General features: G+C 58.8%; 19 protein-coding genes. 9 read left to right on the top strand and 10 right to left on the bottom strand.

The features are described from left to right. The first annotated feature begins 2 nt into the window (after positions 1–2). On the top strand, positions 3–1124 hold the full coding sequence (locus HXW73_RS11855) for an ABC transporter ATP-binding protein (protein ID WP_186253294.1): 1122 nt from the start codon (positions 3–5) through the stop codon (positions 1122–1124). A gap of 68 nt (positions 1125–1192) precedes the next feature. Here HXW73_RS11855 and HXW73_RS11850 read toward each other — a convergent pair whose 3' ends face one another. The 4 genes from HXW73_RS11850 to HXW73_RS11835 form a co-directional block, all read right to left on the bottom strand. Next, positions 1193–2833 (bottom strand): BCCT family transporter, encoded by a 1641-nt coding sequence (locus HXW73_RS11850; RefSeq protein WP_240538620.1) that lies wholly within the window; start codon positions 2831–2833, stop codon positions 1193–1195. 104 nt (positions 2834–2937) lie between these two features. Continuing rightward, a complete protein-coding gene (locus HXW73_RS11845; protein WP_186253293.1) occupies positions 2938–3987 on the bottom strand; it encodes a YcjF family protein in 1050 nt (349 codons plus the stop codon). Continuing rightward, the gene (locus HXW73_RS11840; RefSeq protein WP_186253292.1) at positions 3984–5372 is read right to left on the bottom strand and encodes a YcjX family protein; all 1389 of its coding nucleotides are present in this window, start codon (positions 5370–5372) and stop codon (positions 3984–3986) included. The genes HXW73_RS11845 and HXW73_RS11840 overlap by 4 nt, the downstream gene beginning before the upstream one ends. 32 nt (positions 5373–5404) lie before the next feature. After that, entirely contained in the window at positions 5405–6274 is an 870-nt protein-coding gene (locus HXW73_RS11835) for a D-hexose-6-phosphate mutarotase (protein ID WP_186253291.1), read from the bottom strand. A gap of 125 nt (positions 6275–6399) precedes the next feature. Here HXW73_RS11835 and HXW73_RS11830 point away from each other — a divergent pair, with 125 nt between their 5' ends. Further along, on the top strand, positions 6400–6642 hold the full coding sequence (locus HXW73_RS11830; RefSeq protein ID WP_074395814.1) for a GlsB/YeaQ/YmgE family stress response membrane protein: 243 nt from the start codon (positions 6400–6402) through the stop codon (positions 6640–6642). Between the two features lie 80 nt (positions 6643–6722). Here HXW73_RS11830 and HXW73_RS11825 read toward each other — a convergent pair whose 3' ends face one another. Together HXW73_RS11825 and HXW73_RS11820 are read right to left on the bottom strand one after the other, a co-directional pair. After that, on the bottom strand, positions 6723–7313 hold the full coding sequence (locus tag HXW73_RS11825; RefSeq protein WP_240538619.1) for a FlgO family outer membrane protein: 591 nt from the start codon (positions 7311–7313) through the stop codon (positions 6723–6725). Between the two features lie 4 nt (positions 7314–7317). After that, positions 7318–7995 (bottom strand): hypothetical protein, encoded by a 678-nt coding sequence (locus HXW73_RS11820; protein ID WP_186256008.1) that lies wholly within the window; start codon positions 7993–7995, stop codon positions 7318–7320. Positions 7996–8168: 173 nt separating this feature from the next. Between HXW73_RS11820 and HXW73_RS11815 the strand changes: the two genes are divergently transcribed. From HXW73_RS11815 to HXW73_RS11805, 3 genes are all read left to right on the top strand, one after another. Beyond that, entirely contained in the window at positions 8169–9158 is a 990-nt protein-coding gene (locus HXW73_RS11815; protein WP_186253290.1) for an OmpA family protein, read from the top strand. 425 nt (positions 9159–9583) lie between these two features. Then, complete coding sequence (locus HXW73_RS11810) at positions 9584–10492, top strand: HAD-IIB family hydrolase (RefSeq protein WP_186253289.1); 909 nt, start codon at positions 9584–9586, stop codon at positions 10490–10492. Then, positions 10489–11709, top strand: a complete 1221-nt coding sequence (locus HXW73_RS11805; protein WP_186253288.1) for a glycosyl transferase — start codon at positions 10489–10491, stop codon at positions 11707–11709. Before HXW73_RS11810 ends, HXW73_RS11805 begins: the two co-directional genes overlap by 4 nt. Positions 11710–11796: 87 nt before the next feature. Here the strand turns inward: HXW73_RS11805 and HXW73_RS11800 are convergent, their stop codons facing one another. Together HXW73_RS11800 and HXW73_RS11795 are read right to left on the bottom strand one after the other, a co-directional pair. Continuing rightward, positions 11797–12012, bottom strand: coding sequence for a hypothetical protein (locus HXW73_RS11800; RefSeq protein WP_186253287.1), 216 nt, complete (start codon positions 12010–12012; stop codon positions 11797–11799). A 338-nt stretch (positions 12013–12350) separates the two neighbouring features. Next, entirely contained in the window at positions 12351–13616 is a 1266-nt protein-coding gene (locus HXW73_RS11795; protein ID WP_186253286.1) for a M20/M25/M40 family metallo-hydrolase, read from the bottom strand. A gap of 172 nt (positions 13617–13788) precedes the next feature. Between HXW73_RS11795 and HXW73_RS11790 the strand changes: the two genes are divergently transcribed. Then, entirely contained in the window at positions 13789–15015 is a 1227-nt protein-coding gene (locus HXW73_RS11790) for a YbfB/YjiJ family MFS transporter (protein WP_186253285.1), read from the top strand. 114 nt (positions 15016–15129) lie between these two features. Further along, the gene (locus tag HXW73_RS11785; RefSeq protein WP_186253284.1) at positions 15130–16593 is read left to right on the top strand and encodes a sodium-dependent transporter; all 1464 of its coding nucleotides are present in this window, start codon (positions 15130–15132) and stop codon (positions 16591–16593) included. On the opposite strand, the gene HXW73_RS11780 is transcribed toward HXW73_RS11785, so the two are convergent. Both HXW73_RS11780 and HXW73_RS11775 read right to left on the bottom strand, forming a co-directional pair. Further along, the gene (locus HXW73_RS11780; protein ID WP_186253283.1) at positions 16579–17916 is read right to left on the bottom strand and encodes a Y-family DNA polymerase; all 1338 of its coding nucleotides are present in this window, start codon (positions 17914–17916) and stop codon (positions 16579–16581) included. The genes HXW73_RS11785 and HXW73_RS11780 overlap by 15 nt on opposite strands. Before the next feature lie 10 nt (positions 17917–17926). Then, positions 17927–18370, bottom strand: coding sequence for a LexA family protein (locus HXW73_RS11775; RefSeq protein WP_186253282.1), 444 nt, complete (start codon positions 18368–18370; stop codon positions 17927–17929). Positions 18371–18706: 336 nt separating this feature from the next. Between HXW73_RS11775 and HXW73_RS11770 the strand changes: the two genes are divergently transcribed. Together HXW73_RS11770 and HXW73_RS11765 are read left to right on the top strand one after the other, a co-directional pair. Then, a complete protein-coding gene (locus tag HXW73_RS11770) occupies positions 18707–19618 on the top strand; it encodes an alpha/beta fold hydrolase (protein WP_186253281.1) in 912 nt (303 codons plus the stop codon). Then, on the top strand, positions 19615–20634 hold the full coding sequence (locus HXW73_RS11765) for a patatin-like phospholipase family protein (RefSeq protein WP_186253280.1): 1020 nt from the start codon (positions 19615–19617) through the stop codon (positions 20632–20634). Before HXW73_RS11770 ends, HXW73_RS11765 begins: the two co-directional genes overlap by 4 nt. Positions 20635–20636 lie beyond the last annotated feature (2 nt).

Genomic DNA, 20636 nt, shown 5'->3' with positions numbered 1-20636 from the left:
TTATGGCAGCGTTAGAAATCCACAACGTGCGCAAAGACTTTGGCGCAGAGCGGGTGCTTAAAGATGTCAGCATCTCGATTGATTCCGGCGAGTTTCTGATACTGGTGGGTCCATCGGGCTGTGGTAAGTCGACGTTGATGAACGCCATTGCTGGGCTAGAACCGGTTACCAGCGGCAATATTTATATCGATGGTGAAGACGTTACCTGGCGCCCACCGTCTGATCGAGATATCGCCATGGTGTTCCAGTCCTATGCTCTCTACCCGAGCATGACGGTGCGACAGAACATCAGCTTCGGGCTTGAAATGCGCAAGGTACCCAAGCCCGAGCGCGAGGCTGCCGTCGAGCGCGTCGCCGACCTGCTGCAGATATCGCCTCTGCTTGAGCGCAAGCCCGCGCAGCTGTCCGGCGGGCAGCGCCAGCGGGTGGCCATGGGGCGTGCGCTGGCGCGGGAGCCAAAGGTCTATCTGTTTGATGAGCCGCTGTCGAATCTGGATGCCAAGCTGCGTGTGGATATGCGCGGTGAGATCAAAAAGCTCCACCAGCGCCTGGGCACAACGATTGTGTACGTGACGCACGACCAGGTAGAGGCGATGACCCTGGCGGACTGTATCGCGGTGATGCGCGACGGCAGTATCTTGCAGCTCGGCAGCCCCGAGGAAGTTTATAACAATCCCGTGGATATGTTCGTGGCTGGCTTTATGGGCTCGCCATCGATGAACTTCATCAACGCAACGCTCGAGCGTGATGGTGAAGGCTACGCGGTACGTATCGCCACGCAGGGTGAAGAGTATTTATGCCTTCCCTGGCCGGCGGAGCGGGTCACGGACGCCATGACCGAGCAATTGGGCAAGCCGGTGATTCTGGGTCTGCGCCCAGAGCATTTCAGCGAGGAAGATGAGCGCCTGAGTGCCCAGGCGGAAGGCACTTTGATGCATTCAAGCGTCACCGTCGTTGAGCCAACCGGCGCCGATATGCTGCTGCGCCTGCCGCTGGGGGATCACGAGGTGACGGCGCGGGTAGGCCCCAAGTGTGCTGTCTCGCCTGGCGAACGCCTGGCACTTCGGGTTGATATGGCGCGGGCGATCCTGTTCAACGCCGAAACCGAGAAGCGGCTCGCGTAAGCGCACTAAGCTGCGTCCATAAAAAAGCCCTGCTAAATCCAGCAGGGCTTTTTCGTCTCCGTCTTCCTTCAGCTGCGTAAGTGCCGTAACTCGCCATTGAGCGCCTTGATGATCGAGTAGCACATCAATAGGAGCACGACAGAGAACGGAATCGCGGTGGCGGTTACGCCCGCCTGAAGCGCTGACAGGCCACCGCCGATAAGTAGCACGATCGCGATCAGACCCTCCACAATGGCCCAGAACATACGCTGGGGCCTTGGCGCATCGATCTTGCCGCCGGCGGTGATGGTATCGATCACCAGGGAACCGGAATCCGATGAGGTGACAAAGAAGATCAGCGCCAGGACGATACCCAGGGTCGACATTAGGCCGGTCAGCGGCAGTTCGTTGAGCATGCCGAAAAGCGAAAGCTCAGGTCTGTAGCTGTCGATCACATACTCCTTGACCAGGCTGGCGGCGGGGTTGGCGTAGAGCTGATCCAGCGCCGTGGCGCCGAAGACGCCCATCCAGATAAAGATGAACAGGCTGGGTACCAACAGCACGCAAAGCACGAATTCGCGCACCGTGCGGCCCCGTGACACCCGAGCGATGAACATGCCCACGAACGGTGCCCAACTGATCCACCACGCCCAGTAAAAGATGGTCCATGACTGACGGTAGGCATCGTCGTCACGGCCAAAGGGCGCTGATAAAGGCAGGAAGTCAGTCACATAGGTGACAAGCCCTGACCAGAACCCGCTTAGCGCAACCAGGGTTGGGCCGGCGAACAGCACGAAAAAGAAGAACAGGACAGCCAGGATCATGTTGATCTCGGAAAGTTTCTTCAAGCCGCCCTCAAGCCCGCGCCAAACCGATACCAGCGCCACTGCCGTTACCAGAATGATGACGATGACCTGGGTGAAAGTGCTCACCTCCAGGCCGAAGACGAAGTTCATCCCCGCATTGGCCTGCTGAGCCCCAAGCCCGAGCGAGGTCGCCAGACCAAAAAGGGTGGAAAACACCGCCAGAATATCGATGACGTGTCCCCACCAGCCCCAGACGCGCTCGCCGAGAATCGGAAAGAACGCCGAGCGGATGGAGAAAGGTAGCCCCTTGTTGTAGGTGAAGATGCCCAGTGCCAGTGCCATCACCACATACACCGCCCAGCCGTGGATACCCCAATGCAGATAGGTACCGGCAAGGCCCAGCGCGCTGGCGTCGGCAATGGCGTCAGGGTTCAACTCCCCATCGCCACCGAACGGCGAGGCGACCCCCAGAGGCAGGGAGACGTTGGCATGATAAACCGGCTCCAGCACCCCGAAGAACAGAAGGCCGATGCCGATCCCAGCGGTAAACAGCATCGCGAACCAGGAGAGGTAGCTATGCTCCGGTCGGGCATCAGGCCCGCCCAGCCTGACCGACCCGTGGGGCAGGACGACCAGCGCCAGGGAAAACAGAATAAAAAAGTCCACGATGATCATGAAGTACCAGTCCAGTGTCCCCGTGGAAAAGGCGACGATGGACTGGAAAGTGCTGCCTGCCCGCTCAGGAAACAGCAGCGTCAGTATAATGAAAATGGCGGACGCAATGGCTGATACCGCAAAGACCCGGTTGTGAATATCAAAACCAAAAGGGCCGAGGTTTCCCGAGATATTGTCTTGGCCAACGACATAGTCAGTCTGCATGTCATCTGCCAGGGGCGGGGATTTAGAATTGCTTGACTCTTTCATGAGAGACTTCTCCTCATTAAAAAAAGGCGAAACAAGCGACTATCATGGCGGCAATCAGCGTTGAAGCCTAACGAACTGTCAACGCAAGCCGCCTTTCAGGGTGTTTATTGCTGAGATGAGCGGTCTTGGGGGGTGGTTTCCTTGTCGAGGCGCTTGATCTGACGCCACAGGTCCTGGCGCAAGTTGCTGAGTTTGGGTTGCTCTTCGGCGGTAAACGCCACCGGGCGGCATAGCCGCTGCGCGCGAAGCCCAAGTCGCGCGCTGAGCAATCCGGTGGCAAGGCCCTGGCCAGCCCTTGCAGACAGGCGGCTGGCCAGATCCAGCGACAGCATATCCATGCTGGCATCGGTGGCGAGCTCGCTTGCCCCGGCAAACGCCATGTTATGCAATACATGGCGAAACAGCCGAAGGCGGCTGGCGTAGCCTAGCTCTAGCCCATAAAGTCGGCATAGCCGATCTACCATCGCCAGGCTGCGCCAGGCCACCAGCGCCATATCGACCAGCGTTAGCGGGCTTACCGCGACCATGATCGCGGTTTCACCGGACATCCGCGTAATCAAGCGCTGCGCTTCCCGGTCCCGGGGGGCGAGGAGGTGGTAGCGCAGCAATGTCTGGATCTCTTCGCCGCTATGGTGTGGCTGACAGGCGTGTTTGAACGTTTGCCAGTGCGGGTCGTCGTCGGCCAGCTTGAGCTGGCGTTTGAGCTGTTCGGCCATCTGCTGGGCTTGCTTGGCAGAGCGCTCAGGCAGCTCGGCCAAGTCGCTACGCAGCCGGTCGTGGCGCTTTAAACGTCGTAATCGGCCCAGTTCCTTGAGCAGCGATAAACCGCCCAGCCCGATCAACCCGATACCCAATGCCTGCCAGGCCATTGAAAGCCACTGGGATTGAGCCATCGCCTCGGGAATACCGGTTGCCAGTTCCAGGGTGCCCAAGGTGGCACCGCCGCCCAGCGCCAGCATCAGCCCCCAGCGGCGTTTGCGCGGCGCGCCTAACCGAGCCTCGGGGAGGGCCTTTTCCTCTGGGGATGGGGGTAGGGGCTGGTGGTGGTCGGTAGGCGCGAAGGTTTCACGCTGGCGCAGCTCGGCATCAGGGCCGTCGCGGGTTTCTATGGGTTCATCAAGGCTGAAATGCCGACGTGGCTGTGGGGTGGTCATATAAGTTTATCTCCAATCAGCCAATCGATAGCGGCGTCCATGCGAATGTGGCCAAGGGCTTCAGAGCGCGTATTCATGGGGCGAAAGCTGGGAAAGTCAAAGCCTTGCTGTTGCCAGAAGTCGTGCGTCGGCAAACGGGGCGGGACATCGCCGGGATAGACCAGCACGTCTTCGCCCTCAAGCGTTGTGCCCCGCAGAGCGGGCGAACGCTGACCGTTTTGTACCACTTCGCGCGCTTCGGTGGCACGAATCGCGGCCAGCGAAAGCGCTTTGACGGGCACATTGGCAAAGCGCAGATCCTTGAGGGGTTCAGCCAACAAGGCTTCAAGCAGTTGAACGACATGGCCGTGCTGGTCGGGCGTAACATGGTCCGCTTTGGTAGCGGCAATGGCTAGCCTATCGATCTTGGGGGCAAACAGCCGTGTCAGCAGGCTTCGTTGGCCATAATCAAAGCTGTGCATCAGTTGGCTGAGCGCCTGGGACAGGTCTTCGAATCGCTCAGGCCCGGCGTTGAGCGCGCCCAATACATCCACCAATACAATCTGGCGGTCAAAGCGGCGGAAATGGTCGCGGTAAAAGGGCCGCACGACCTGCTGCTGGTAATAGCGAAAGCGTGCGGCCAGGGTGGCATACAGGCTGTCAGAGGGAAGTGCCTCCAGTTCCTCTTTGGGCATAGTGAGCTTGGGCAGCGGGAAAAACTGCAACACCGGCGCTCCATCGAGCTCCCCCGGCAATAAAAAACGCCCCGGCTGGAGGTTGGAAAAGCCCGCCTGCTTGGCGCGTCGTAGGCCTTCTGCGTACGCCTCAGCGAGGCTTGCCAGCTGTGCTTCGTCGGCTTCGGCGGCGGGGTCGAGGGTTTCTGCTTCAGCCAGCCATTCGCTGAACATGGCGCGGCGCTGGTCGCCTGAGTGCAGCGGTTGTGCCTGGCACCAGCTGTAAAAATCGTGTTGCAGCAGTGGTAAATCGAGCAGCCACTCGCCGGGGTAGTCGAATAAATCAAGCGTAAGGTGGGCAATGTCGGGTGCCAGCCAACCCTGTTGAGCAGGGCGGTAGCGTAACTGCAGGCGCAGTTCGCTGATCCCCCGAGTGGGCTCAGGCCAACGGGGTGGCGTATCGCGCAGTGCGGCCATTCCCGGGTCGTAGGGAAACCGCGGCACGCCCAGGTCGGGCTGGTTAAGGCGCTGAGCACCGAGCAAGCGCCCCTCGCGGGCTGCCGGTAGCAGGTCTAGCTGTGCTTCAACGCCAGCATGGCGTAGCTGATTGACCAGGGAGGTCAGAAAGGCCGTTTTACCCGCCTGGGAGAGACCGGTGACCGCCAGCCGAAGTTGGCGGTCGCGGCCACGTTCTATCAGGTTACTCAGCTCGCGATGAAACGGCTGGCGCATGGCGCGTAGTCCTTTATCAAGGTTGGCAAAGCTTAGGTTCTGCTTAACGTGGTACCCAGTAGATGTTGGGCACCGGGAACCAGCCATACGGGATCCAGGCGGGTATTCGCGGCCTCGACACACACAAAGCGTTTGGCGGCCTCGACAGAGGTATCGGCGGGGGGCTGTTGGTCCGGTTGCCACACCACGGTGGAATCGCTGGACTGTTTGCCGATGCGCAGCGTGCGTGGGCCGTCGTGTAGCATCACGGCTTCATTGGTGTGATAGATACGGTCGACCGCACCGCGAATGGCCAGGATGCCTTGCTGCTCGCCTTCCGCAAAGTCGCGCAGCTTGTCGAGATAGCGTGCGCCGGTCAGTCCTTCCAGCCGGCACTGATGCGCATCATCGACGGCCAGATAGGAATGCAGCGCGCCACTGATCTTCACCGGGCTGTCACCCACGTTTTCAGTGATCAATTCCACCGCCAGTCGCTGGGCATTGGCCTGGATGACGGCGCGCACCGTCAGTTGGGAGTGCAACGGCTGCGTCGGCGAGAGGTGGAGCTCGATTCCATCGGCATGTTCATCGGCCGCTTCCAGCCGCCAGTCGGCATGTCGTGCCAGACCGTGGAAGGTGCCACTCCGGTCCGGCGTTTCGTCAGCATAGCGTTCATCGGCGAACCAGGGCCAGCAAAGCGGAATGCCGCCACGAATTGCACCAGGCATCGGCTGTGGGGTGGGGGTTACCCATAACCAGCCAAGATCATTGGGCGGTCGAAAGTGCAGCACCTGGGCGCCTTGCAGCGAGACAATCAGTTCCCCCCAGGGGGCGTTGAACAGTACAAGGTCGCGGCCTTGCCAGTGAGACGTCTGCTGGCCGTCTACACCATCAAGCAACTGCTGGAGGGTGTCGGGAATCATAGGCAATCCTTTTTCAGCGGGGCCATTATCAGTGAATATTAGCGCGGTACCTTAACGCCGTGTGCTATGTTAGAACACGAAAGAGAACAGGATAACATTAACCACAGGTACAGAAAGGAGGCGACATGGGTTTCATTGCTTGGTTAATTATTGGTGGTCTGGCTGGCTGGATTGCCGGCAACATCATGCGAGGCGGCGGATTTGGCGTGCTGGGTAATATCGGCGTCGGGATTGTGGGCGCCGTGTTAGGTGGCTTTTTGTTCAGCCTACTGGGCCTGCAGGCCGGTGGCTTTATTGGCTCACTGGTTACGGCCATCGTCGGGGCGGTGGTATTGCTGTGGATTATCAGCAAGGTGAAACAGGCCTAGCGCCTTAAACAACTGTTAACCGTCATGCTTTTGCCACGAACCCGCGACGTTAAGCGTCGCGGGTTCGTGTATTTTGGGCGTTACCAGCCGCCCTGGCCTTCAAGCAAACTGCGCGTATTGTTGTTCAATGCAAGCCTGAAGTCGGCACTGCCCAGAACCATGGCGTCGCTTGAACGCACCACGCGGGCACTGACGTAGACGTAATCCTGCCCTTGGGCATAGGTACCCATCAGGATGGAGCGTGCATCGTGCTGGGCGCTCAAACGCTGAACTTGCCGAGACAGGATCAGCTCGCCAACGCTTTCCTCGATAAACATACTGTCGCGCATCTTGACCTCGCGCACCTGCATGCCCTGGCGCCCCAGCGCCGATGCCATGAGTTCAGAGCTGATGCGCCCAAGCGTAGAGGATTGACTCAGGTTGTCGATGCTCACGAATGTCGCGGCAATCATGGGGCTATAGCGTGTTATGTCTGGGTTGCTTGCCACCATATGCTCAGCGGCTTTTTGCGCAAGCTCGGGTAGGTCTGGGTCGGGTTCCTGTTGTTGCGTATTACTGCCGCCAAGCGCGCTACAGCCCGTCAGGCTCAATACCAAAAGACCGGCCGTTAACCACCCGGCAACGGAAAAAGGACGCGTTAAGTGCATAACAGCAAATGACATCGCAGACATGGCATTACCACCTATCCGTAATTGAAACCGACGGCGTTGACGGCGCTGACGGGACACGGTCGGGCGCATAGTGACGCCGGTCGCCGCTGTTAATGTAATAAATGTTCGACGACGAATAGAGGATTTGCTCACCGTCGAGAATCTGGGTGGTGACGATGATCTCTTCGTTACCGGTGTATGTCCAGCTGCCGCTGGTGACGTCAGCGGCGACGGCGGCCGGGATAAGCCCCAAGGCGGGTTCTGCCCATTGGTTAATGGGTATCGTGGCCACCGCTATACCGCCTGCCAATGCAGTGAATGCCCCCACTGGCGGGCGAACAAAGTCTCGGTCTCGGTGCTCAACGACGTCAACGTCGATATGCACCTCGGCGCTGCTGGGCAGAGGCTGGGTGGTCAGGTTGGCCCCGCGCGAGACGAGTTCACTGGTGAGCAGCGTGCGAAAGCCGCGGCCAAATTCGCCACCGCTGTAGGCATGGGTCGCGTCTTGCGGGGCATCCGGGATGTGTAAGTCGCGGAAACGGACACGCTCGCGCTTCAGGATCTGCGTCGCCTCATGGCGAGCCAGCACATTCCAGTGATGAGCGGCCTGCATGCGCTGCTGCTCACTATAGGGATAAGTAGTGGCGATGGGCGCTTGCGAAGTATTGGCATAGAAGCAGCCACTGAACGTCAGACAGGCCATGCCGATGACGAGTGGGCGTAGCGCTGACGAGGATAATTCGATAATACGGGTGCGCACCGGGTGGTTCCTTCTCGCTACGAAACGGCTTTTTGATAGACTAGGCAGCGCTAATGACAACGCCACGCATTAATAATCGGCCAGGGAGCCAAAAACTTGAATGAGTAATCATACGGATGCTTGAAGATCACCGCAGCGGACCTCGCCACGACTCGCTTATGTCCACCTACCGTGAAGATGACAGCGGTAGCATCTGGATGGTGAGCTACATCGATATCATGACGCTACTGGTGGCGCTGTTTGTGATCATTATTGCGGCAGCCGGTGCCACAAGCCCGGCATGGATGGCGACAGAACCAACTCCTGAGCCGCTTTTTGATTCGCTGCCGCCGCTTGAGGTACCGCTGCCAGAGCCACTGGCCAATGTGCGTGACGAGCGAAGATACCCGACCAATTGGCTAGGTGGAGAGTTGCTGACAGGCACGATTACGGCTGCTCAGGGAGTGGCCGGGCGCCCCAGACAAACCAGGCGCGGTGTCCCCCCGCTGCTCGCCATGCCTGATCCGGCCGAGGAATCGACGGCCGCGTTGTCTGAACCCCGTTTGCCGATGCCCTTGGTGCCGGTTGAACAGCCACCGCTTCAATTTCCGCTGGCTAATTACATGGTCGTCCTCACGGACAATCCCCCAAGTAATGTCGAGACGCTCAGCGATAATGCCATCGAGGGCGCGTTGGCCCTGAGAGAGCAGATGGAGCGCTCCCCTTATCTACCTGATTTAGATGGTGTCGAAGTCTCACGGGTAGAAGAAGGCATCAGTTTGCGAGTGCAGGATAAGCTGCTGTTTCCCTCAGCGGAAGCGGGGTTAACCAATGATGGAAGCGAGTTGATCAGTTCGCTTCTTGACACCATCCAGCGTTATGACGGTGAAGTATGGGTTGAGGGCCACACTGATAGTCAGACTATTGATACACCGGAGTACTCGTCCAACTGGGCGCTATCCAGTGCCCGGGCGATCGCTATTGTGGAGGCTTTGGAAAGATCAGGCGTTGCTTCCGATCGCTTACGTGCGGTAGGGCTGTCGGCGACCCAAGCCTTGGCAGATAACGACACGGCAGAAGGGCGGGCACGTAACCGTCGAGTCGAAGTTGTCATCCACGTGGAATAAAAGCGCTATACAAAAAAAAGCCCGCCGGGGAAGGCGGGCATAAAGGGCTTGGCTCACTGCAGCCCACTGGCAGAGGGGGTGGGGTGTACAGGGTTGCCAGTGGGTACAAGTTGAGTATAGCTATTTATTAAGCCTTGCCAAGCTTTGTATTGGATTTTTTGTTATCAAATGTAAAGCTAGGCGGCACCATCCTGGCGCTGGTGTGTTGTACGTGCCCTCCCTGATCGCACCAAAAAAGTGCGTTATGATTTCTGCTTCGGGTAAAACCTTTATCGCCATCGGTTATTGCCGCCCGCTGACGTATGGATATCAAAGCGTTAAAAGCGTTGGCACGCATTGTGCTAGGCAATAAACACGCTGTCATCGCTATCTCCATCAAGCGGCGATTGAGCGCGTCCACCGCTTAGCAGTAGAGAGGCTGCGCCATGCTTGAACACGCCAGCGCTTCGGCGCCCCCCGACGACCGAGTGGACCCGCCGCGCCTGGTGGTCACCGACCTCGACGGTTCGCTGCTTGACCACCATAGCTATGACGCCTCACCGGCGAAGGCTTGGCTGGCCCGATTAAAGCAGGCGAAGGTACCGGTGATTCCCGTGACCAGTAAAACCCGTTCTGAGCTGCTCCCCCTGCGTGAAGCTCTGGGGCTGACGATGACCCCATTCGTGGCTGAAAATGGCGCGGTTATTGGTCTTCCACCGGGTTGGTGCCATGCGCGACTGGACCGGCCGGGCAACGGGCGCGACGGCATGGTGATCAAGCATCCAAGCGTTGATATCGGTTTTATTCGCGCCCGCCTTGACGTCTGGCGCAAGCGACTCAATGTGCGCTTTACCCCGATGAGCGAGCTTACCCCTGACGCCTTGACAGGGCTGACCGGACTCGACGCCACCCAGGCCAAACTAGCCCGCCAGCGCGAGGGTAGCGAGCCGTTGCTCTGGCACGACGATGACGCGTCGCTGGATACGTTTCGCCGCGCGCTGGAAGGTGACGGCCTGCAACTTACCCAGGGAGGCCGCTTTTACCATGTGATGGGTAGCGCATCCGACAAGGGCAGTGCGGTCACCTGGTTGGTCGGGCGATTCCGGGCGTTGCGCGGTCGTGAGCCGCTGTCGATTGGCTTGGGCGATGGCCCCAACGACGTGTCGATGTTAAACGCCGTCGATCAGGCGGTCGTGATCCGTGGCCACCATGATCTGACGGTCGAGCCTACTAATCCTCACCTTTATCGAACCCAAGCCACCGGCCCAGAGGGCTGGGTAGAAGGCATGTCTCATTGGTGGGGTGATGCGTTGCCCCCTACCAATCCGCGCGATGCAAAGGAGGCAAACGCATGAGTGATTTCCACCAAAACGGTGTGGTTACCGACTTTCATAACCTGACGCGTCGCCCTGTTGAGGCGCTGGAAAAAGAGCTATGCCAGTTTGCCCGGCGGCGCCCGATGGGGTTGATCCTGCCATCATTGTTTTCAGAGCTTGAGGGGCCGGCGCTGTCGGCCATTGTTGATGAACTGGTCAAGGTGCCCTATCTCGGCGAGATCGTGATTGGCCTGGACCGAGCCGATCGCGAGCAGTTTTTATATGCGCGGCAGTTCTTCTCACGTCTGCCGCAGCACACGCGTATCTTATGGAACGACGGGCCACGCCTGCGTGCCCTGGATACCGAACTCGAACACCACGGGCTGGGCGCACTTGAACCCGGAAAAGGGCGCAATGTCTGGTATTGCGCAGGTTATGTATTGGCGTCTGGGCGGTCATCGGTGGTGGGGCTGCACGACTGCGATATTCTGACTTACGACCGCGGTCTGCTGGCGCGATTGATGTATCCGGTTGCCCATCCGCGTTTTAACTACAGTTTCTGCAAAGGCTATTATCCGCGCATTGCCGAGGGAAAACTCAATGGGCGCGTGTCGCGCCTGATGGTGACACCGCTGCTAAGGGCGCTTAAAACCGTGTGCGGGCCGTTGCCTTACCTCGATTACCTGGACAGCTTTCGCTACCCGCTTTCGGGCGAGTTTGCCATGCTTAGCGACGTGCTGGAGGGGATCCGCATCCCGGCGGACTGGGGGCTTGAGATTGGCGTTCTCTCCGAGCTTCAGCGCAATTACTCGCCGCGTCAGCTTTGCCAGGTCGACATTGCCGATGCCTACGACCACAAGCACCAGCCGGTTAGCGAAGATAACCCCGATGCAGGGTTGAACCGCATGAGCCTGGATATCGCCAAAGCCCTTTACCGCAAGCTGGCCACCCAGGGGATTACGTTCAGCAGTGAAGATTTCCGCACCCTTAAAGCAACCTACTACCGGCTGGCGTTGGACTTGATCGAGGCTTATGACCACGATGCCACCATGAACGGTTTGAGTCTTGACCGTCACAGTGAAGAGCAGGCTGTTGAGCTGTTCGCCAGCAACCTGCTGGAAGCGGGCAACCTGTTTCTGGATAACCCCCGCGAACGACCCTTTATCCCCAGTTGGAACCGCGTGCAGGCAGCGGCGCCCGACCTACTCATGCGTATGCACGAAGCGGTAGAACTGGATAATCAGGGCGATGTATAAAATTGTCGATATAAGTATCCAGGGGCACAGAGAAAGCCGCCCCTGGATAGGTGGCGCTGCTGATTTGTATCGCTAAAAAGCGCGACGTCAGCCAGCACGAGCATGCGTTAGCGTGTCGAGTGCACTTCGCTTTATACAGGCGCTGGTTTGGCAGCTCAAACAGCGTAAGACAGCACTGTGCTCGCCAGTGCCTTCGAGGCGAAAGCGGGCCAGAAACGCTGAGGTGGGTGACTCAAAGTTACCGCAATGACGGCAAATGATGTCGATACCGCGGACTTTGTAGTTGATGATGATAGGTTGCACGCTGACCTCCTACCCGTGGGTGTCGTTGGGTCTAGCCGTGAATCACTCGTCACTCAACCGATAGTGGCAAGTGGTGGACTATTAACCATAGGCCATTGCGAGGAGTTCGGTGAGCAAAAAAAGCATTTTTTTCGGCTTTCATATCCTGAGTTAGATAAACCATTGGTCTCGAAGCGCATTGTGGGCACCTAGCGCAGAGGACGCGCACCAGGGAAGACCAAGCAGGACGCTTGATGGACTCAAGGATGCATGAACAGGACGTTCATGAAGAAGGATCAAGGAGGACCTGCTCAAACCCCAGCCCGCAATGGCTGGGGTTTTTTTGGTGCATGCCGTGATCAATCGGCTTTGTCAGTGCTTTTTTCGTCGTCGGGTTTGTCGCTGCCCTGGTGGCCAAGAGGGCTTGCCTGGTCAAGGCGCGGATGATTATCGAGGAATTCACGCTTCAGGTCAGGCACTTTATCCAACGCTTGCAGTGTGTGGGTCAGGGCATGAATAGCGGCCAACACGTCTTGGGTATTGCCGGTTTCCGAAATCGTGTGCATGTTGCGGATCGGAAAACCAATCGACGTGGCGGCACTGTCGACCGACGCCAACACACCGGCCATGCCGTCGGTGCCCGTATCAACGCCGACCATGTCACGCTGCATGGGAATCTCGTTCGCCTTGGCGGCTTCGGCAATCACGCGGTTGAGCTGTTCACTGGCAATCGAGCCCACCGCCATGGTGAAGCCTTTGCCCATTTCCAGCGGCTGCATGCGTTTGTCGCCGATACCGGGTGCGGCCACGTAGTCGTGGTTTACATCAACGCCAATTAGCGCATCAGGTTTCATTTCGCCCGCCATAACGCGGCTACCGAAGCGGCCAATCTCTTCGTAGCTGGCAATCGCGAACAATACACGTACCTGCTCGGTACCGCCTGCCTCGGCGATCAGCTTGGCCACTTCGGCGGCCACAAAACAACCCAGTCCGTTATCCAGATAAGCACCGTAGAAGGTATCGGGGCTAAAGCCAGAGCGAATAGGGCGGTCAAAAATAATCGAGTCGCCGGGGCGTACGCCCAGGTTCAATACCTGCTGCTTTTTGTTTTCGCCGTGAATCTGCAGGTCCAGATAGATCTGCTCTTTCTTCAGGCCTTTGCTGCCATCGCGCATGGCGGGTTCGGAAAAATGAATGGCGCCCAGGGCTTCTACCGTGCCGCCTTCAATGCAGCGGTAGCTGCCGGGTGCTTCCGGGTCTTCGCTAAATAGCTTCACTTCATGGCCGATCAGCACGGTGGGCAAGAAGGAGTCGGTGTTGATCCAGATCTTGCCGTCTTCACCGATAGAGCGCACCTGCATGCGGATCTTATCCGCATGGCCAATGATCATGACCTTGAACATGTCATCCCGACCGGGATGGGTGTCGAGCACGACGCCCGCATTGCCCTTGAACTGGTGAAGGTGCCAGTCGCTCGGGGCAAAACTTTCAAAGTAGGGCTTTAATACGCCGTAGGTCATGGCGGCTTCCAGCCCCACGGGGCTTGGCGCTGCCAGGATATCGCGCATCAGTTTGAACTGCGCGTCGGGCATCGGCTGTGTCCAGGGTTTTGCACTATCGCTCATTAAGCTTTCTCCAGTTGAGGGATAATCAAGGTGATCCAGTGTGACAGATTATGCCGCCGTTCGCGTCCTCGGTAGGCGACGTTTAGACGATGTCATGTTGGCGGGGTTCATCTTATGATGGGTTTAGTAAAGCCGCATATAACAACCCAGCGTTCACGACGAGGATGTCGATATGGCCACCGCTACCCTTCGCTCTCAGCGCTTCAAGGTGCTGCTGGCGGGTGTTTTCAGTCAGTTGCTGTGTATCGGGGTGGCCCGTTTTGCCTACACCCCGTTACTGCCGGTGATGCAGCAGCAAAGCTGGATTGGCGACGCCGATGGTGGTTGGCTGGCGGCGCTCAATTACGCAGGCTATATGCTGGGCGCCGTGCTGGCGGCGTCTGTCCGTCGTATCCATGTCAAAGATACCCTGTACCGTATCTGCTTGGTACTGGCCGTTCTCACGACGGCGGGTATGGCATTGACCGAGCATTTTTGGCTCTGGGCGGGGCTGCGCTTTGTGGCGGGGTTTTCGAGTAGCGGCGCGATGCTGCTGGCCTCGGGGCTGATTCTCCACTGGCTGATTCAGCATCACCAGCGCGGTGAGCTGGGCATTCATTTTGCCGGGCTTGGCCTTGGCATTGTCGTTGCGGCTGTCGCCGTTGAGCTGATGCTGGCGTTGTCGATGGACTGGCAGGCGCAGTGGTGGGGATTTAGCCTGCTTGGCGCTGTGTTGCTCGTGCCGGCCTGGCGCTGGCTTCCACGGCCATCGCCTGTCGTGCCTGGTGCCTCGGGGGACCAAACCGCCGCCGCCCAACCGCCCACCCGCACCTTTATGCGCTGGATGCTGGCCGCCTATTTCTGTGCGGGGTATGGCTATGTGATCAGCGCTACCTTCATCGTCACGATTGTGGAACGCGAGCCGTTGTTGGCCGGTGCTGGCAACTGGACTTTTGCGTTGGTGGGGCTGGCGGCGGCCCCGGCGGTCATCTTGTGGGACCTTGTGGCGCGTCGCATCGGCTATTTGGGCGCGCTGATACTGGCAATGTGCCTACAGGTTATCGGCATTGTCCTGCCCGCCATGACGACGAATCTGGCGGCGGTGCTGCTCAGCGCAGTGCTTTATGGCGGCACCTTTCTGGGTTGTGTCAGCCTGGTGCTGACCATGGCGGGGCGGCTATATCCCGCCAGCCCCGCACGGTTAATGGGGCAAATGACCCTGGCCTACGGCGCCGCGCAGATCATCGCGCCAGCGCTTACGGGCATGCTGGCGGAGGCCTCCGGCCACTATAACGTTGGTCTGTGGCTGGCTGGTGGCTTTGTGGCGCTGGGAGCCCTGTTGTTCGCCTGGTTGCGCCGTGTCGACCAAACCGCGCAGCGGTTGGACGCCGAGGCCAAAGCCGCCGTTTATGCACCGTAGTGACTTTTTGAATGTCGCCATGATGTGGTGAATGACAGCGAGCGTCAGGATTTTTTGGGCATTCGCGGCAAAATCCTCTAGGATAAGCGCTTTTTTCCAACAGGGTGGTAGATCATGGCGTCTTCTGGGCAACCGCGCATCCAATGGTTAGGCCGCTGGGGCTTTATGCTGGCGGCGACAGGCTCGGCCGTTGGGTTGGGCAATATTTGGAAGTTTCCCTATATTACCGGGGAATTTGGCGGTGGGGCCTTCGTGCTGGTCTATCTCGCCTGTATCTTGGCGGTGGGCGTGCCGGTCATGATGACCGAGATTGCCTTTGGACGGCGTGGTCTGGGTAGCCCGGTCGATGCCATTCGCCGGGTGGTCAACGAGTCCGGTCGCTCTTCAGCGTGGTCATTGATCGGCTGGATGGCGATGCTCTGCGGCTTCATGATTCTGTCGTTTTATGTCGTTGTGGCGGGCTGGTCGTTCTCTTACCTGTGGAAGATGCTGACCGGTGGTTTATCGGGTAGCAGCGTTGACGATATGGCCGCGGTGTTTGGGGCCAATAACGCCAACCCCTGGAATCTGGGGTTCTGGAGCACTCTGGTCACACTGCTGACCATGCTGATCGTCGGTAAAGGCGTGCAGGAGGGCATTGAAAAGAACGTCAGATGGATGATGCCCGGGTTGGTGTTGATGCTGGCGCTGTTGATTGTGTTTGGCGTTTTTTCGGGCGGCTTTGGTCAGGCGTTCAGTTTCCTGTTTTCTTTCAATGCGGGCAGCTTGTCCAGTGAAGGCATGCTGGCCGCGCTGGGGCACGCGTTTTTCACCCTATCGCTGGCCTCTGGGGCAATCCTGACTTACGGCAGCTACCTACCGAAAGGAACTTCCATCGGGCGTACCACGCTAAGCGTGGCAATCGCCGATACCGTGGTGGCGTTAATGGCCGGACTGGCGATTTTCCCGGTAATTTTTGCCAACGGGATGAACCCTGCCGAAGGCCCCGGGCTTATCTTCATGAGCTTGCCGCTAGCGTTTCAAGCGATGCCGCTGGGCACGCTATTTGGCATTCTGTTTTTCCTGATGCTGTCGATGGCCGCACTGACCTCGGCGATTTCGATGGTCGAGGCGACGGTCTCTTGGCTGTGCGATAACAAGGGCATTTCCCGGCGTTCCGCGTCGTGGGGCACCGGCATCGTGCTGTGGCTGATCAGCACCCTGGCGATGCTGTCGTTCAATCTGGGTGCCGAATGGACGCTGGCGGGTAAGAATTTCTTTGGCTGGCTGGATTACCTGACCTCGCGCTTCATGATGCCGCTGGGCGGCTTGGGCATGGTCGTGCTGGCAGGCTTCGTCTTGAAGAGCGAGACGTTCCGCGATGAGCTGGGGCTTGCACCGCTGCCCTATGCGCTGTGGCTGACCATGGTGCGCTACGTTAGCCCGCTCGGCATTGTGGTGATCTTTATCGACGCGCTGGGACTTTATCAGGTTTCGTTTATCGCGCACTGGCCGTGGTTACTGGTGATTCTGGTCGCCATGGCGGCGTTGGGCGAAATGCTCAGCCCGCGTTTGCGCCACGTGCTAAAGTCTTATTGAACGTTGCTGTTTCGGCTTCGGTTGTTGCCGTTTTGCCCTGGCGTCGGCAATCGCGCCGGGGTGAGTACCGACTTCCAGCAGCTCATCCCAGCGCGTGGTATAGCGATTCGAGCGATGGGCGCAGCGCAGCTGCCAGGGCGCCTCGTCATCGGTCATCCCAAAGCGGATCGTGTCTTGCCCCAACCGTTGGTTGATGGCGTCCACCGTGGCCATTAGCAGCGGATGGTGCCGAGCGGGAGCGTTGAGCAGCGATAGCTGATGCTGTTGGGCATCGACGATATCCAGCAGCATCACCCCGGCTTTCATGAACCGATAGCCGGGGCGGTATATCTGCTCAAGACCCTGGCGGACGGCGTCGAGAATAACGCGTGTATCGTCGCTAGGAGTGGGTAACGCGACCAGCGTGTGGGGGAAGTACTGTGGCTGGTCACGACGGTGGCGGTTGGTTTTCAAGAACAGCATCACCGAGCGCGCCAGGCTATGCTGCTCGCGAAGTTTTTCGGCACTACGCTGGGCATGGCGGCGCAGTGCCTCGTGCACCTGAGCTTTTATCCCGCTGGGTTGACCAAAAGAGCGCGACGTCATTATGCGCTGGCGAGGTTGATCCACCGCGTTCATTTCCAGGCAAGGTGTGCCACACAGCTCTAGGGCGGTGCGCGCCAGCACCACGGAAAAGCGTTTGCGCAGCTGTTTTTTATCGCACTCGCGTAAATCCCAGGCGCTATGAATGCCGCTAATGGCAAGCCGTTCGGCAAGCCGCCTGCCCACCCCCCATACTTCGCTGACCGGCGTTTGCTTAAGCAAGGCAGCGGTGCTGGCATCATTCCCGACGAGCAGACAAACGCCCTGGTAGTGTGACTGCTTCTTGGCCGCATGGTTGGCGAGTTTGGCGAGCGTGTGGGTCGGTGCCAGCCCGATACATACCGGTAACCCAATGCCGCGATGAATGTCCCGGCGTAAGCGATCACCCAGGGTTTGGCACTGGTGCTCGCTCATGCCCTCCAGGTAGATAAACATTTCGTCGATGGAGTAGGGGGCGATGTCAGGACAAGCATCCCGCAACAACTGGGCCAGCCGTGCCGACATGTCGCCATACAGCTCATAGTTGGACGACAGCAGATGAATCTCGCCACGCTGGCGTAGCCCTTCCAGTTTGAAGGCGGGAGTGCCCATGGGAATGTCCATTGCTTTCATTTCCGCCGAGCGGGCAATCACGCAGCCGTCGTTGTTGGACATCACGCCGACGGCTTTGCCCTCCAGGTGAGGCTGGAAAACGCGTTCGCAGCTGACGTAAAAATTATTGGCGTCGACAAGACCGATCATGACTGTCACATCATCGCAGGTATTCGTGAATGACCGCCCGGACCACACCCCATACCTGACAGTCGCTGCCTTGCAGGGGCAGCGGCGGGTAATGCGGGTGTGCGGAGCACAGATGCGGCGCGCCGCGATATAGCGCGTAACGCTTGATAAGCAGTTCGTCGTCGAACATGGCCACCAGAATGTGCCCCAGGCGGGCCGAGAGGCTGCGGTCAACGACCAGCAGGTCGCGATCGAAAATTCCCCAGCCCTCCATGCTGTCACCGGTGGCAGTCAGGTAAAACGTTTGGGTGGGGTTCTTGATCAGGCGCACGTTGAGGTCCAGCGTGCGCGGTTCGTAATCCTGCGCAGGGGAGGGAAAGCCGCTAAATCCGGCGCGGCCGTGTAGCGCAGGAAAGGGCAGCGACTGATGCGTTAACGGCACGGCTGGCGCGATAGGCGATAACGGCTGCGTCATGGTCAGCCTCCTCACTGGCAATATATGTATTTATATACAGTATTTGGCCGCGAGGAAAAAATTGCAAGGGCTGTCCGTCTTTAGGAACATTCGTGAAGGCTTATCTTGCCAGCCAGAGGCCCACCACAATGGCGCTGGTCACGGCGATAAAAAAGACCCAGTTGCGCGTTCGGGTATCACGGTGGGGTTTCATAAAAGCCTCGTTAGCAGGAAAAAGATGGACGTTGGTGAGCGTCAGTAATTTTGTACAGACATTGACGTTTGGCATGGTACCGTTTGTGCTTTATGCCGTCATCTTGCCGCCTAGGGCGGCTGGTTTTTTAGGATAGGTTAATCATGTCTCACCCCACTGCAACGCGTTATCCTCACTCCCTTTCCCTCGCCCAAGGTCGTCTGGCGGCGCTGAGCTGGGGGCGCGATGAGGCGCCCGCTTGGCTGGCGCTCCACGGCTGGCTCGATAATGCGGCGAGCTTTTCCCGGTTAGCGCCGTTGCTGGTGGAAGCACTGGATATCCGCATTGTAGCTATCGACTTTCGTGGTCATGGCTATTCGGCACATGCCCCGGCGGGTGAGGATTACGCGCTGTGGGATTATTGCCACGACGTGCTGGATACCATGGAAGACCTGGCCATTGAGCGAGTGGCGTTGCTCGCCCATTCCATGGGCGCCGCAGTGGCCTGCCTATTGGCTGCTGCCTTGCCGGAGCGCATTGAACAATTGACGCTGCTGGATGGCTTGGGTGCGCTCAATACGCCTTCTGGTGACACGGCAAGCCAACTGCGCAAGGGGTTAGTGGCGCATAGGCGGCCCATTTCCAGTGCGCCGCGTTATCCTGATCTGGCCACCGCGGTAGCGGCCCGTGTGGCCGGTGGTGTCACCCCACTAGACACCGTCACGGCCACGCCGCTGGTGGAGCGCAATGCCGATGTGGCGGCTGACGGGCACGTGCAGATGCGTACCGACAGCCGCTTGTTAAAGCCATCGCTAGTGCGTTTTACGCCTTCGCAAGTGTTAGCGCTACTGGCCGATATCCAGGCACCGGTGCTATTGGTAGAAGGTGAGAAGGGCATTTTAGGCGAGCGCGACTGGGCGGATAAAGCCCGCCAGACGGTGCCGCACCTAACACGCCATGTACTGGCAGGCGGCCATCACCTGCACCTTGAACCCCAGGTGGTGTCTCGCGTTGCCGGGGTGATTACGCAATCTATCAATGAAACGTCGAGATCCGTCGTAGGAAGCGAGCGATGAACGAACCGAGCCTGGCCGATGACCGTAGACCGAAAGGCAATAAAGTGGCATTGGTGCTGGGTAGCGGCGGTGCCCGGGGCTACGCGCACATCGGCGTGATTGAGGCGTTGGAAGCGCGGGGCTACGAAATCATCTCGATTGCCGGATGTTCCATGGGCGCGCTGATAGCCGGCATTTATGCGTCGGGTAAACTGCCTGAATATCGCGAATGGGTGTGTCATTTGGACTACCTGGATGTGCTCAAGCTGGTCGATGTGACCTGGAGCCCAATGGGGGCCATGCGGGCCGGCAAAGTCATGAGTAAGTTGGAAGGGCTGGTGGGCGATACATTGATGGAAGACCTGCCGATTCCGGTGACCACCGTGGCCACTGACCTGGTGCGCCAGCGCGAGGTATGGTTTCAAAACGGCCCGCTGCTGCGTGCGATACGAGCATCAATCGCCGTCCCCGGCGTGATTACCCCCGTGCATTTGGGTGATCAGGTGCTGGTCGACGGTGGTCTGCTGAATCCGCTGCCCATGATGCCCATACTCGCCGCCCACGAGGCTGACTTTGTGGTGGCGGTCAACGTGACCGCCCATAGCCCGCAGCCGGTGTCTTTGGAGGAAATGCTTCCCAAGGATGAGGATAATGACAGCCGCACGACCCAGGAACTCGACCGCGATGCCAATATTGGTGGCTGGATGGACGAGGTGCGAGCCACCACGCGGCGACTTTGGGGCGAGCTTGGCAGCAGTAGCGAAGAGGCTGAGGTGGATGAAACGGTGGACCTGCGCGGCAAGCGCGAGTGGGGCAAGCTGGATATGATCCTTGAATCGTTCGATATTACCCAGGCGGCGCTGGCGAAATATAAAATTGCCGGTTACCCGCCCGATATTCTCATCGAAGTTCCCAAAACGGTGTGCAGTGCTTACGAGTTTCATCGTGCCAAGGATCTGATCCGCCTGGGCCGTCACTTGGCCGATGAGGCTCTGGCACGGCGCATGCCCGGTATTGTCTCGGATGCGACAGAATAAGC

The organism is Halomonas sp. SH5A2 (genome assembly GCF_014263395.1).
In the GTDB taxonomy this organism is placed as follows: domain Bacteria; phylum Pseudomonadota; class Gammaproteobacteria; order Pseudomonadales; family Halomonadaceae; genus Vreelandella.
This window is presented reverse-complemented; position numbering and strand designations above follow the sequence as displayed.

Coding starts and splice junctions, on each gene's coding strand:
- HXW73_RS11790 (WP_186253285.1), top strand. CDS start 13,789: ATGGCCACCGCTACCCTTCGCTCTCAGCGCTTCAAGGTGCTGCTGGCG.
- HXW73_RS11805 (WP_186253288.1), top strand. CDS start 10,489: ATGAGTGATTTCCACCAAAACGGTGTGGTTACCGACTTTCATAACCTG.
- HXW73_RS11845 (WP_186253293.1), bottom strand. CDS start 3,987: ATGACCACCCCACAGCCACGTCGGCATTTCAGCCTTGATGAACCCATA.
- HXW73_RS11830 (WP_074395814.1), top strand. CDS start 6,400: ATGGGTTTCATTGCTTGGTTAATTATTGGTGGTCTGGCTGGCTGGATT.
- HXW73_RS11765 (WP_186253280.1), top strand. CDS start 19,615: ATGAACGAACCGAGCCTGGCCGATGACCGTAGACCGAAAGGCAATAAA.
- HXW73_RS11775 (WP_186253282.1), bottom strand. CDS start 18,370: ATGACGCAGCCGTTATCGCCTATCGCGCCAGCCGTGCCGTTAACGCAT.
- HXW73_RS11850 (WP_240538620.1), bottom strand. CDS start 2,833: ATGAAAGAGTCAAGCAATTCTAAATCCCCGCCCCTGGCAGATGACATG.
- HXW73_RS11835 (WP_186253291.1), bottom strand. CDS start 6,274: ATGATTCCCGACACCCTCCAGCAGTTGCTTGATGGTGTAGACGGCCAG.
- HXW73_RS11795 (WP_186253286.1), bottom strand. CDS start 13,616: ATGAGCGATAGTGCAAAACCCTGGACACAGCCGATGCCCGACGCGCAG.
- HXW73_RS11785 (WP_186253284.1), top strand. CDS start 15,130: ATGGCGTCTTCTGGGCAACCGCGCATCCAATGGTTAGGCCGCTGGGGC.
- HXW73_RS11815 (WP_186253290.1), top strand. CDS start 8,169: ATGCTTGAAGATCACCGCAGCGGACCTCGCCACGACTCGCTTATGTCC.
- HXW73_RS11810 (WP_186253289.1), top strand. CDS start 9,584: ATGCTTGAACACGCCAGCGCTTCGGCGCCCCCCGACGACCGAGTGGAC.
- HXW73_RS11780 (WP_186253283.1), bottom strand. CDS start 17,916: ATGATCGGTCTTGTCGACGCCAATAATTTTTACGTCAGCTGCGAACGC.
- HXW73_RS11855 (WP_186253294.1), top strand. CDS start 3: ATGGCAGCGTTAGAAATCCACAACGTGCGCAAAGACTTTGGCGCAGAG.
- HXW73_RS11825 (WP_240538619.1), bottom strand. CDS start 7,313: ATGTCTGCGATGTCATTTGCTGTTATGCACTTAACGCGTCCTTTTTCC.
- HXW73_RS11820 (WP_186256008.1), bottom strand. CDS start 7,995: ATGGCCTGTCTGACGTTCAGTGGCTGCTTCTATGCCAATACTTCGCAA.
- HXW73_RS11770 (WP_186253281.1), top strand. CDS start 18,707: ATGTCTCACCCCACTGCAACGCGTTATCCTCACTCCCTTTCCCTCGCC.
- HXW73_RS11840 (WP_186253292.1), bottom strand. CDS start 5,372: ATGCGCCAGCCGTTTCATCGCGAGCTGAGTAACCTGATAGAACGTGGC.